Origin of the sequence: Paenibacillus peoriae KCTC 3763 (assembly GCF_000236805.1) — a bacterium.
Lineage (GTDB): Bacteria > Bacillota > Bacilli > Paenibacillales > Paenibacillaceae > Paenibacillus > Paenibacillus peoriae.
In genome coordinates this window covers 74,325-87,191 of record NZ_AGFX01000047.1, presented here as the reverse complement: position 1 = coordinate 87,191, position 12,867 = coordinate 74,325, and the positions used below count along the sequence as shown (strand labels likewise).

The 12,867-nt window shown below is 50.8% G+C and carries 10 protein-coding genes; all 10 read left to right on the top strand.

The window, feature by feature from the left end:
- Window positions 1–80 precede the first annotated feature (80 nt).
- The 10 genes from KQI_RS0125075 to KQI_RS0125030 all read left to right on the top strand — a co-directional run bounded on the left by KQI_RS0125075 (window position 81) and on the right by KQI_RS0125030 (window position 12,861).
- Window positions 81–980 carry a YitT family protein gene (locus KQI_RS0125075; RefSeq protein ID WP_010349648.1) on the top strand — a complete coding sequence of 300 codons (900 nt, stop codon included), beginning with the start codon at window positions 81–83 and terminating at the stop codon, window positions 978–980.
- 286 nt (window positions 981–1,266) lie between these two features.
- Window positions 1,267–2,316, top strand: a complete 1,050-nt coding sequence (gene argC / locus KQI_RS0125070) for an N-acetyl-gamma-glutamyl-phosphate reductase (protein WP_010349647.1) — start codon at window positions 1,267–1,269, stop codon at window positions 2,314–2,316.
- Window positions 2,317–2,421: 105 nt separating this feature from the next.
- Window positions 2,422–3,648, top strand: a complete 1,227-nt coding sequence (gene argJ, locus KQI_RS0125065; RefSeq protein WP_010349645.1) for a bifunctional glutamate N-acetyltransferase/amino-acid acetyltransferase ArgJ — start codon at window positions 2,422–2,424, stop codon at window positions 3,646–3,648.
- Between the two features lie 120 nt (window positions 3,649–3,768).
- Window positions 3,769–4,608: an acetylglutamate kinase gene (gene argB, locus KQI_RS0125060; protein ID WP_010349644.1), complete on the top strand. Its 840-nt coding sequence runs from the start codon at window positions 3,769–3,771 to the stop codon at window positions 4,606–4,608.
- A gap of 59 nt (window positions 4,609–4,667) precedes the next feature.
- Complete coding sequence (locus KQI_RS0125055) at window positions 4,668–5,930, top strand: acetylornithine transaminase (RefSeq protein WP_010349643.1); 1,263 nt, start codon at window positions 4,668–4,670, stop codon at window positions 5,928–5,930.
- A 51-nt stretch (window positions 5,931–5,981) separates the two neighbouring features.
- Window positions 5,982–6,938, top strand: coding sequence for an ornithine carbamoyltransferase (gene argF / locus KQI_RS0125050; RefSeq protein WP_010349642.1), 957 nt, complete (start codon window positions 5,982–5,984; stop codon window positions 6,936–6,938).
- Window positions 6,939–6,992: 54 nt separating this feature from the next.
- Entirely contained in the window at window positions 6,993–8,228 is a 1,236-nt protein-coding gene (locus KQI_RS0125045; protein WP_010349641.1) for an argininosuccinate synthase, read from the top strand.
- An 87-nt stretch (window positions 8,229–8,315) separates the two neighbouring features.
- Window positions 8,316–9,716 carry an argininosuccinate lyase gene (gene argH, locus KQI_RS0125040; protein ID WP_010349640.1) on the top strand — a complete coding sequence of 467 codons (1,401 nt, stop codon included), beginning with the start codon at window positions 8,316–8,318 and terminating at the stop codon, window positions 9,714–9,716.
- A gap of 444 nt (window positions 9,717–10,160) precedes the next feature.
- Entirely contained in the window at window positions 10,161–10,412 is a 252-nt protein-coding gene (locus KQI_RS0125035; RefSeq protein WP_010349639.1) for a hypothetical protein, read from the top strand.
- Complete coding sequence (locus tag KQI_RS0125030; protein ID WP_010349638.1) at window positions 10,405–12,861, top strand: cyclic di-GMP-binding domain-containing protein, MshE-related; 2,457 nt, start codon at window positions 10,405–10,407, stop codon at window positions 12,859–12,861. Before KQI_RS0125035 ends, KQI_RS0125030 begins: the two co-directional genes overlap by 8 nt.
- Window positions 12,862–12,867: the final 6 nt, after the last annotated feature.

Sequence of the window (12,867 nt, the reverse complement as noted above, 5' to 3'; positions counted from 1 at the left end):
CAGAACCGCGGACCGGGTGCCTGCGGACTGTAGGAATTTTTGTGTATACGGTATTTTGAATTAAAGGAGCACATGAACTTATGTCTCAATTGAATCCTCCTATTGCTCGCCGAAGACGCCGCAAGCCTTGGATTGCCGCCGGCGGCCCCGTACGTAATGTAACGGATATTTTGCTGATAATACTCGGGTCCTTCATTACAGCACTGACCTTCAATATGTTCCTGCTTCCAAACCGAATTGCGTCCGGTGGGGTATCGGGTTTGTCTATCGTGGGCGAGGAGCTGTTTGGTCTGGAACCGGCCTATACCCAATGGGGTATGAATATCCCCCTATTTATAGCAGGGGTGCTGCTGTTAGGAAAAAAGTATGGGTTGCGCTCTCTGCTGGGGAGTATTATGCTGCCGCTATTCGTGTATGTGACCAAGGATTGGGCGGTTCCGACAACGAATCCGCTGCTCGCTTCGCTGTATGGCGGGATCGGAGTGGGTTTGGGATTGGGCACCGTATTCCGGGGCAGAGGCTCGACGGGCGGACTGGCTATTTTGGCGCAAATTATTCATAAATATACGGGCTTTAGCCTTTCTCTCTGTGTCATGCTGATGGATGGCACGGTAATTACATTGGCTGGCTTTACCCTGTCCCCGGAGCGGGCATTGTATGCATTGATTGGGCTGTTTGTTACAGGCAAGGTGATTGATGCGGTGGAAATGGGGCTAAGCTACTCCAAAGTAGCCTACATCATATCCAACCAGAAGGAAACGATCACACAGGCCATTTTGCAGGACTTGGATCGGGGATTGACAGTGCTGGCAGGACGTGGGGGGTATACGAATGAGGAACGCCCTGTACTTATGGTTGTGGTCGGGCAAAACGAGGTAACTCGTCTCAAAACACTCGTCCGCTTGGTAGATCCGGAAGCTTTTGTGATCATTAGCAACACGCGTGAAGTGTTGGGAGAAGGTTTTAAGAAGGAAAACTAAAAACAGGAGTGACCTGCCGGAAACCCCCGTCTTATCAGACGAGGGTTTTTTGTTATGCTAAAAGCCCCCATGATATCGCTTCTGAAGCGTTCATGCCTTCATAAAGTGCAGCAAATGACCAATCAAAATGGTTTTTGTTTATAGTCTGCATAGCTTGTCCGTCAAAAGAATAGGCAGGAGCGGTAATTTAAAATTTGCGGTAAAACATTACATGAGTGTGTTGTATTTATATGAATAGAGTCGTATAATAATACATATTTCATAGGAACGGAATGGAGGAAGGTCTGTGAGCAGCAAGCTAAAAGTGGCAATTGTCGGTTCCACCGGGTATGGCGGGGTGGAGCTCATTCGTTTTTTGGTTCATCATCCGCAGGTAGAGATTGTATCAGTTATATCTTCATCCAGCGCGGGTGTCCCGATCAGTGACGGGTTTCCACATCTGACGGACATTGTAGTGCAGGATTTGGACGGTGTCGATGTCCACGAGATTGCTGCCAAGGCCGATCTGGTTTTTACAGCTACGCCATCGGGTGTTAGCACCCAACTGGTACCGCAGCTTCTGGATGCCGGACTGAAGGTCATTGATCTATCCGGGGATTTCAGGCTCCGAAGCGGGGAAACGTATGAAGCATGGTATAAAAAGCCTGCCGCTTCACCCGAGTATCTCAAGCAAGCGGTATATGGACTCAGCGAGGTGTATGCGGAAAAGCTTGCGGGTGTTTCTTTTATTTCTAATCCGGGCTGCTATCCAACGGCAACACTGCTGGGGATTATCCCTGCCCTGAAGGCGGACTGGATTGACCATCGGACGCTGATTGTAGATGCCAAGTCCGGGGTATCCGGCTCTGGACGAGGAACAAGTCTCGTTTCGCATTATGCGGAAATGAATGAGAACTTTAAGGCTTATAAAGTCAACAAGCACCAGCATATCCCTGAGATCGAACAGGTTCTGGGCGATATTGCGGGCGAGGATGTTACGATCACGTTTACGACACAGCTGGTGCCTATGACCCGGGGAATTATGAGTACAATCTATGTCACGCTGAAAGGTGACCATACGGATCAGGATCTTATCGGGCTATACCGAGACTACTATAAAGACCATCCTTTTGTCCGTGTACGTGGCGAAGGTGTATGGCCGGCGACGAAGGAAGTATTTGGCTCGAATTATTGTGATATCGGTTTTGCAGCCGACGCCCGAACCGGACGCCTTACGATTATTTCTGTCATTGATAATGTCGTGAAGGGTGCCGCCGGACAGGCGATTCAGAATTTAAATTTGATGATGGGATGGGAGGAGAACCTCGGGCTGGGCTTCATACCGGTATATCCGTAAGTAGCAAGTAACCGCAACAGACTGCGGGGAACGACAGCAGGCAGAATGAGGGATGAAAGCCCGGCTGTCAATCATCCCATATGTTGCGAACGAGGGCACATAATTATGGGCAAAGTAGAGTTTACAGTAGTGAACGGGGGCAACATCGTAACCCCGCGCGGCTTTACAGCCGGAGGGTTGCACTGCGGGCTGAAAAATACGGATCGCAACGATATCGGCGCAATCCGTTGCGAGGTGGAGGCAACAGCTGCTGCGGTGTACACCACCAATGTGTTTCAGGCTGCACCGCTGAAGGTGACCCGCGAGAGCCTGGCAGGCGGCCGTTTGCAGGCGGTAATAGTGAATAGCGGCAACGCCAATGCCTGCACGGGGCAGCAAGGGGAGCAGGATGCCTACGCTATGCGTGCGGCTGCGGCTCGTGAGCTGGGAGTTGCCGAGAGCCATGTAGCCGTTGCTTCGACTGGTGTGATTGGCGAGCATTTGAAAATGGATCGTGTGCTTGGCGGTATATCGTCATTACCTGACCGTGTGAACGGGGACAGCGATGGAGCGGAGCAATTTAGCCAAGCCATTCTGACGACAGATTTGGTTAAAAAGGAAGCGTGCGTGGCAGTTGAAGTGGACGGCGTGACGGTGCACATCGCCGGGGCGGCGAAGGGCTCTGGCATGATTCATCCCAATATGGCAACAATGCTGGCTTTTATGACCTGTGATGCAGCCATCGGGCAGGCAGCGCTTCACCAGCTCCTAAAGCAGGCGACGGATACGAGCTTTAATATGATTACAGTAGATGGCGATACAAGCACAAACGATATGCTGATTGCCATGGCAAGCGGGCTGGCGGGCAACCGCGAGTTGGATGCAGGCCATCCCGATTGGGAGGCTTTTGCCGAGGCGTTCACCTATATCTGCCGAGAGCTGGCGAAGGCGATTGCTCGCGATGGAGAAGGTGCTACGAAGCTGGTAGAGGTGTCGGTGAGCGGGGCGGTAAGCGATGCGTCTGCTCAGGCGATAGCCAAGACGGTGATCGGGTCCAGTCTGGTGAAGTCAGCCGTTTTCGGTGCAGACGCCAACTGGGGACGAATTATTGCAGCCGTCGGGCGTGCCGGAGAGCCGGTGAATCCGGATACGGTAGACATCCGCCTGGGTGATATTATCGTGCTGAGCCAATCCAGCCCGGTCGCTTTTGATGAAGCAGAGGCGCTTTCCTATTTGCGGGGAGATACGGTGCGAATTATCGTTGATTTGCATCACGGCAACGGGACTGCTACAGCCTGGGGCTGTGACTTAACTTATGATTATGTGCGGATTAACGCTGCATATCGGACATAAATGCAAGGAATAAGTACGGATTGAACAACGGCATTCGTTGAAAGAAGCAATGAGCGGGTGTAAATCTGGCATCATTTTAAAATCGCACGGACCTGTGCGGAGGAGAAAGGGAGAGATGATATGCAATCAGCAATGGAGCACGCGGATCATGCCAATCATGTCGGAGTGGCACGTCGTAATTTTGTGATGAAATGCGGAGGAAGTACGCTGGCTGCGTTGCCTGATTCCTTTTTTGACGACCTGGCCCGTTTGCAGTCGGAAGGTCTTCAGCCTGTCATTGTACATGGCGGGGGTCCCGCGATCTCTGACAATTTGGCGAAGCTGGGAATCGAAACGGAGTTTATTAACGGATTGCGTAAAACGACTGAGCCCGTGCTGGATGTCGTAGAAATGGTGCTGGCAGGCAGCATTAACAAGCAGATTGTGCGCAGAATTGGGATGCACGGAGGCCGAGCATTGGGCTTGTCAGGCAGTGATGGCTATTTAATCGAAGCGAAGCCTGTGCTGAATGCTGAAGAGGTCGGTTGGGTCGGAGAGGTAACGTCTGTTCAAGCTTCGATTATTACAGGTGTGCTGGATATGAACTATATGCCTGTTATTGCACCCATTGGCATTGATCGATCCGGTCAGCGTTACAACATTAATGCGGATACAGCGGCAGGCGCAGTGGCTTCTCACCTCGGGGTCAGCCGGATGATCGTCGTTACCGATGTGCCGGGGATATTGAAAAAGAATGGCAGCGAAAAGAAGGTACTGGAATCGATCACCGTACAGGAGATTGAAGATATGATCAGCACGGGTGAAATCTACGGGGGTATGATCCCGAAAGTGAGGGCGGCTATTGCCTGCATCCACGGAAAAGTGAAGGAAGTCGTTATTGTGAATGGCAGTGAACCGCAGGTATTAAGCCGTGTGTTGGGCGGGGAATCGATAGGAACACGCATCGTGCGTATGCAGTAATTGCGACATGACATGTACCGAAACCTTTATAACCAAACGAAAAAAGGAGCGTGAACATAATGAGTAAGGAGTCTAATGCACTGGTGAGCGAGGAATTGCCAAATACGGATGCAATCGGAGTACGCACGGAAAAGGTAGCGACAGAAGCGCAGCCGCAAAGCTCTCTTTTTCCAACCTATGCAAGATACCCGCTGTCACTGGTCAAAGGTCAAGGAAGCTGGCTGTGGGATGATCAGGGCAAGCGTTATCTGGATTTCATGTCAGGCATTGCCGTTACCAATCTTGGGCATGCCCCTCAGGCTGTAGCCGAGCGCTTGAAAAAACAGATTGATGAACTGTGGCATGTATCCAATCTGTTTCATATTCCAGGGCAGGAACGGGCGGCAGCTTTGCTGACTGCCAACAGCAGCGCGGATGCTGTATTTTTCTGCAACAGCGGGGCAGAAGCGAATGAAGCTGCGATTAAGCTGGCGCGTCGGTATCATCAAAAGGTGAAGCAGACCAGCCGTTACGAAATCATTACGTTCACGCAATCCTTTCACGGACGCACACTGGCAACCCTGACGGCGACTGGTCAGGATAAAGTTAAAGAGGGATTTTTGCCGCTTCCTGCCGGGTTTAAAAGCGTTCCACTTCATGATCAGGCTGCGCTTGAAGCAGCAATCAGTGAAAATACGGCGGCTATTATGCTGGAAATGGTGCAGGCTGAAGGCGGCATGTATCCGGTAGACCCTGCTTTTGTAGGCGTGATTACCAAGCTGTGCCGTGAGCATGGCTTGCTGCTGATCATTGATGAGGTGCAAACAGGCATGGGACGGACAGGTAAGCTGTTTTCCTTTGAGCATTATGGCATAGAGCCGGATATCTTTACATTGGCGAAGGGGCTGGGCAGTGGCTTTTCTGTAGGTGCGATGCTGGGCAAAGGATATTTGCGTGAAGCGTTCACGGCGGGCAGTCACGGTTCCACCTTTGGTGGTACGCCGCTTGCGATGGCAGCGGTTCAGGCTACCATTGAAACGATTATAGATGACAAACTGCCAGAACGTGCAGCTGAGATGGGAGAATATTTGTTCCATAGCCTGCAAAAGCAGCTTGGAGATATACCTTTTGTAAAGGATATCCGCGGGAAAGGGCTGATGGTCGGCATTGAGTGTGCAGAGCCGGTAGCAGAGCTTGTTTTGGCAGGACAGAAGAAGGGGATTCTGTTCATTACAGCAGGACCGAACGTGATTCGCCTGTTGCCTAACCTGTATGTAACGAAGGAAGAAATTGATCAGGCTGCTGCTATGATCGCTGAAGTGATTCGGGAGCATGTGGCTTAGTGTAAAGACCCAATCATCCTAGATAAGAAGAGTGTAAAAGGAGACGATAACATGAGCCAGAGCGGCGCACTGCACCAGGTGAATTTGAAGGGCCGGGACTTCCTTGAGCTGGATGACTACTCGGCAGAGGAAATCCAGTATTTAATTGATCTCGCCATCGAAATCAAGCGTAAGCACAAAAACGGGGAAACCTATCAGCCGCTACAGGGGAAAACACTTGGACTGATTTTCGAAAAATCCTCCACACGTACACGGGTTTCCTTTGAAGTCGGTATGTATCAATTGGGCGGGCATGCCCTTTTCCTTAGCAAAAATGACATTCAACTGGGACGCGGTGAGCCTATTAGCGACATGGCGCAAGTCATGTCACGCTATCTGGACGGCATTATGATTCGTACCTTTGGGCACGATAATGTCGTAGAATTGGCACGTTATGCATCCGTTCCTGTGATCAACGGCTTGAGCGATTTGGCGCATCCATGTCAGGTGCTGGCTGATTACCAAACCTTGTATGAGCAAAAGGGTAAGCTAAAAGGACTCAAATTGGCTTATATCGGGGATGGCAACAATATGGCGCATTCTCTATTGATCGGCGGAGCGAAGCTCGGAGTACATGTGTCGATTGCAAGCCCTGCTGGATACGAGCCTGACCCGAGTGTGGTTGCAGCTTCCCGTGAGATTGCCAAACAAACAGGGAGTGAAATCGTTATAACGCAGAGTCCGCAAGAAGCGGTAAAGGATGCGGATGCAATTTATACGGATGTATGGGCGAGCATGGGCTTTGAGGAAGAGCAGAAGGAGCGTGAGCTTGCTTTTGCCGACTTCCAGGTAAATGAGGAGCTGGTCCAGCTGGCGAAGCCGGATTATTTGTTCCTGCACTGTCTGCCTGCACATCGTGGGGAAGAAGTGAGTGCGGGTGTCATTGACGGTCCGAATTCGGTCATTTTTGATGAAGCGGAAAATCGCCTGCATGCGCAAAAAGCGCTGTTGGTTGCTTTGCTGGGATAAGGAAGATAGGTAAGGAAGATAAAGGCTAGAAGCATTTTGGGGAGGACTTTAATCATGGCAAAAGAAAAAATCGTACTCGCATATTCCGGCGGTCTGGATACGTCGGTCATTCTGAAATGGCTCAAGGAAACGTATGATGCCGAGATCATCGCATTTACCGCTGACATTGGTCAGAAGGAAGAACTGGACGGGTTGGAGGAAAAAGCGCTAGCTACGGGAGCTTCCAAAGTGTACATTGATGATCTGCGTGATGAATTCGCCAAGGATTTTATTTATCCGATGTTTCAGGCGGGTGCTTTGTATGAAGGACAATATTTGCTCGGAACGAGTATTGCACGTCCATTGATCGCTAAGCGGATGGTCGATATTGCGATTGCCGAGGGAGCAACAGCGATCGCTCACGGCGCAACAGGTAAAGGCAACGATCAGGTGCGCTTCGAGCTGAACGCGGCGGCGTTGACGCCAGATATCAAGGTGATTGCACCTTGGCGGCTGGAAGAGTTCCGCAATCAGTTCCCGGGCCGGGCAGAAATGATTGCCTATGCTGAAAAACACAATATTCCGGTAACCGCTTCTGCAGCCAAGCCGTACTCCATGGACCGCAACCTGCTGCATATCAGCTATGAAAGCGGTGTGCTGGAAGACCCTTGGTTTGATCCAAGCGCTCCTGAAAATAAAGAAATGTTCTTGCTCAGCAACGCGCCAGAGGACGCTCCTGATGAAGCGGAATATTTGGAGCTGGAATTTGAAGCAGGCAACTGCGTCGCTTTGAACGGAGAGCAGTTGACTCCGCTGCAGGTGATGGAAAAGCTGAATGAGCTGGGCGGCAAGCACGGCATCGGACGCGTGGATATGGTGGAGAACCGTTTTGTGGGCATGAAGAGCCGCGGAGTCTACGAGACACCGGGCGGTACGATCCTGTTCACAGCTCACCGCAAAATGGAATCCATCACGATGGATCGTGAAGTTATGAATTTGCGTGACAGTCTGATTACCCGTTATGCTACCTTGGTGTACAACGGGTTCTGGTTTGCACCGGAACGTGTGGCTTTGCAGGCTCTGGTTCATGAGAGCCAGAAAAACGTCAGTGGTACGGTGCGCGTGAAGCTGTACAAGGGCAATATTATCGGCGCAGGCGTCAAAAGTCCGGTTAGCCTGTACAACCCGGATATTGCGACGATGGAAGCCGATCCAACACAAGCCTACGATCAAGGTGATGCAACGGGCTTCATCCGGTTGAATGCTTTACGCTTGAAGGTTAATGCAGGTGTAACAAAAAATCATAAATAATGATGTAATCTAAAAAATGTACGGAATGCGGGCCGTTCTTGTCCAAACGACGAGGGCGGCTTGTTATTGCAGAGAGGGGATCATGCGATGAGTAAGTTATGGGGCGGGCGTTTTACGAAGCAAACGAATAAGCTGGTAGAGGAATACACGGCTTCTATCGGATTTGATCAGGCGTTGGCAGAAGAGGATATTCAGGGCAGCTTGGCACATGTGGCCATGCTGGGCAAATGCGGCATTATTCCTCAAGCGGATGCCGACACGATCAAGGAAGGACTGCACACGGTACTGGAACGCATCCGCCGCGGAGAGATTGAATTCTCCGTTTCGGACGAGGATATTCACATGAATATCGAAAAAAATCTGATCGAAGCCATTGGTCCGGTTGGCGGCAAGCTGCACACAGGCCGCAGTCGCAATGACCAGGTAGCCACGGATATGCACTTGTATTTGCGTGGCCGTGTCGTATCGCTGGTGGGGATGCTACAAGATGTGCAAGCCGCATTAATCGGACAGGCGAAAGACAATCTGGACACGATTGTACCTGGATACACACACTTGCAGCGTGCGCAGCCGATTTTGTTTGCACATCATTTGCTGGCATATGTATCTATGCTGGAACGTGATATTGACCGTCTGAAGGACAGCTACAAGCGTATCAATGTATTGCCGTTAGGTGCTGGCGCTTTGGCAGGAACTACCTTCCCGATCGATCGTCATTTTGTAGCTGAGCAGCTCGGGTTTGATGGCGTATATGAAAATAGTCTGGATGCCGTCAGCGACCGGGATTTTATAGTAGAGTTCCTGGCCGGAGCCTCGCTGATAATGACGCATTTGTCTCGTCTGAGCGAGGAACTGGTGCTGTGGAGCAGCACGGAGTTTGGCTTCGTGGAGCTGGATGATGCTTTTTGCACAGGCAGCAGCATTATGCCTCAGAAGAAGAACCCGGACGTACCGGAGCTGGTACGCGGCAAAACCGGACGTGTCTACGGCAATCTCGTGGGCTTGCTGACCGTTCTGAAATCCTTGCCACTGGCATACAACAAGGATATGCAGGAGGACAAGGAAGGGATGTTTGATACCGTTGCTACGCTGGAAGGAGCGCTGCAACTGTTCGCACCGATGATCGCCACGATGAAGGTGAACAAGGATCGCATGCGTCAAGCGGTCAACCAGGATTTCTCCAACGCAACGGATATTGCGGATTTCCTGGTCGGCAAGGGACTTCCTTTCCGTCAGGCGCATGAGGTCATCGGCAAAACCGTGCTGTATTGTATCCAGCACGGCAAATATTTGCTTGATCTGACACTGGAGGAATTCCAGCAATTCTCCGATTTGTTCGATGACCGTATTTATGAGGTGCTTCAACCGGAGGCGGTAGTGAACGCACGGAATGTATATGGCGGAACTGCTACAGGACAGGTACAGGCTGCCATTGGACGCAGTGAGCAGCTCTTGGCGAACACGTCAGCCTGGTTTGAAAAGCACTAACGGAGTAACTGAATCAGCAAAAGTAGCATGATTCTTCTATGTGGTTACAAGACCATATAGGGAATCTCAAGTTTTGTTCAATAGAGGGCACCGTTCGCGGTGCCTTTTGTGTTTTTCAAGATATATAAGAGTAGTTCTAAATACCTAGTTATACATAAGTATGAAAGATTGAATAGTTTACATTTTATATACCTACTTCTGACATAATTATGGTAGAATAGCACTAAGTTTTTAAAGGTAGACCCAATTAGCCAGAACGGACCCATTTTTACATAGCTGAAATCAGGCCGGAAAGAGTGCTTTCTAACCGGAAAATTTGCATCAATGTGTAAACGATTGGTATATATAAGAAATATAAGGATGTTCTGATGCGCATAGGGGCGGATGGATCATTGAAGTAGTAATACGCTCAAGGGACAGAGTCGGGAAGGTACAGGAGGTATTATGAGAAGTAAAAGAACGGTGCGGCAGTTAAAGAGCGCATGGATTGGTTATCGTGCTTCTGACGCCGAACAACTGGTGTCTTCATTGAATAAGGAGCGGATACAAGCGGAGAAGTTGCTGCGTGAGGAACGGGAGCTTTTTCACGCGGCGCTGGAACGGAAAAAGCAGCGGGATGAGGAACTGAAGCAGTTGCTTGCGGACGCGCTCGCCGAAGAGCGGCGCTGGATTGAAAGGGCGGGAATCCATGGGTGACAAGCTTAGGTGGCAGGTTGGCGGAGTGTCGATTCGCCAAACCAAGAAAAAAATAAAAGAGGAGCGTCAGTTGATCACTCAGCTGACGCAGCAGTTGGAAGCCCAGCGATTGGAGCAGGCTCCGGTGCTGTACAAGCTTGATTTTCATATCGAAGAGCTGGAACGGCGACTTCAGGATACAGAGCTTCGCATCCAGGCTATCAAGAAGGCTGATGATTCAGCAGTAGTGGAGCCATCGCTGGATGGAGACATGCAGGCTGGACAGGCACCAGAGGCACAAGTCCAGTACGCTTCCGGGCAGCAGGAACAGGCAGCAGGCGCTGCGATGGGAGCGGTCTCCAGTGTGGCAGGCGCGGCAGATGGAGAGATTGTCACTGGAGAACAAAGCGGACGAAACGGCAAAGCCCGTCTGGGGGATCAATTGGTGGAGAACGGGCTGATTACTCGGGATCAGCTGGCGGACGCCATCCGAAACCAGAAGCGTTATGGGGGCAGGCTGGGTGACATTCTCGTGGAGATGGGCTTCATTAAAGCCGGGCAGCTACAGCAGCAGGTTAGCGGGGACGAGTCCAAGGAACGATTAGGCGATATGCTGGTTCGTTCCGGCTATATTTTACCCGAGCAGCTAGAGCGCGCACTGGAGTTCCAGGCGAAGAGCGGCGGGCTGCTCGGCGACATTTTACTGTCATTGCAAATGCTGGAACCTGCGGATCTGTACCGCGCGATTGCTACACAGAACCAGATTGGCCGTATCGGTGAGGAGCTGGCGCTGGATGCTGCCTATAAGCTGCCCGAGCAGGTGGCTATGGCTTATGGTGTGGTGGTCATTCATCAATATATGAACCGCTATATTGTGGCGGTCAGTGACCCGCTGCCGGAAGAGCGACGCTTGAAGCTGGAGGAAATCCTCGGTATGCCGGTAGAGCAAGTGCTGGCGACCAAGGAAGAAATGGAACAGCTCTGGGGTAAAATTTACGGCGAAGAAATGATGCAAGAGAGCACGACCGGACTGCTGGAAAAAGAGCCGCACAATTCGGCGCGCACGACCTTTACGAAGGGGCAGTTGTTGGTGTTCGCGGCTATGGGTGTAATTACACTGCTCGGCCTCTTCTGGAACAGCTGGAAAACGATACTGATTATCAATATGATGATTCAGCTGTTTTATTTTGCGATGACCCTGTTCAAATTCGGCATTATCTATCTCGGTTCCCGGCGTGAGGCGCAGCTTCGCTTCACGAAGGAAGAAGTTGACGCCATGGATGAGAAAAAGCTGCCGATTTATACGATTCTTGTACCGATGTACAAGGAGGCTGGTGTGCTTCCGATGCTGTTGCGGAATTTGGAACAGCTGGATTATCCCAAGTCCAAGCTGGATGTACGGTTGCTAATTGAAGAGGACGACATGGAGACGATTGAGCTGCTTCGCGAGATGAAGCTGCCTGCCTATTATACGACACTGGTCGTGCCTGACGGCTTGCCGAAAACCAAGCCAAAGGCATGTAATTACGGGCTTATTCGGGCACGTGGCGAATTTGTCGTCATTTACGATGCCGAGGATCGTCCCGACCCTGACCAGCTTAAAAAGGTCATTGCGGCGTTCAATTCACTTCCTGAGAATTACGCATGTATTCAAGCGAAGCTCAATTATTTTAACAGCACGCAAAATTTGCTCACTCGCTGGTTCACTCAAGAATACAGCATGTGGTTCGAATTGCTGCTGCCAGGCATTATGCAGCTAGATACCCCAATTCCGCTCGGCGGCACGTCCAATCATTTTCGGGTATCTGTATTGAAGGATATCAACGCATGGGACCCCTACAATGTAACCGAGGATGCCGATCTGGGCATACGTCTGTATAAAGGCGGCTATAAAACCGCCATTGTCGACTCCCGTACATGGGAGGAGGCCAACAGCCGCGTCGGCAACTGGATTCGTCAGCGGTCACGCTGGATCAAGGGTTATATGCAGACATGGCTGGTTCATATGCGCAATCCGGTGAAATTGGTGCGTGAAGTGGGCTGGAAAGGTTTTTTTGGTTTTCAGGTCATGATTCTGGCAACTCCAATGCTGCCTTTGCTGAACCCGATTTTTTGGGGCTTGCTTATTTTATGGTTTGGCTGGGAGTTGTCCTTTATTCCCAAGCTGTTTCCGGGTTATGTGTATTACCTGGCCAGCGCGGAATTTTATATCGGCAACTTTCTGTTCGTATTCAGTAATGTGGCCGGCATGTATTGGGTCATCGGGGAGCTGGAAGAGCGTGGTGAACGCACATTTTCATACGCGATGGTCAAATACGGGCTACTTTCGCCAATATATTGGGTACTTATGAGTATAGCTGCGGTAAAAGCAGCCTGGCAGCTCATTACCAAGCCGTTCTATTGGGAGAAGACGACACATGGTCTGACCGATATGCACGACTTGGATGATGCCCCGGCACAGTCCTCCTGAATATGA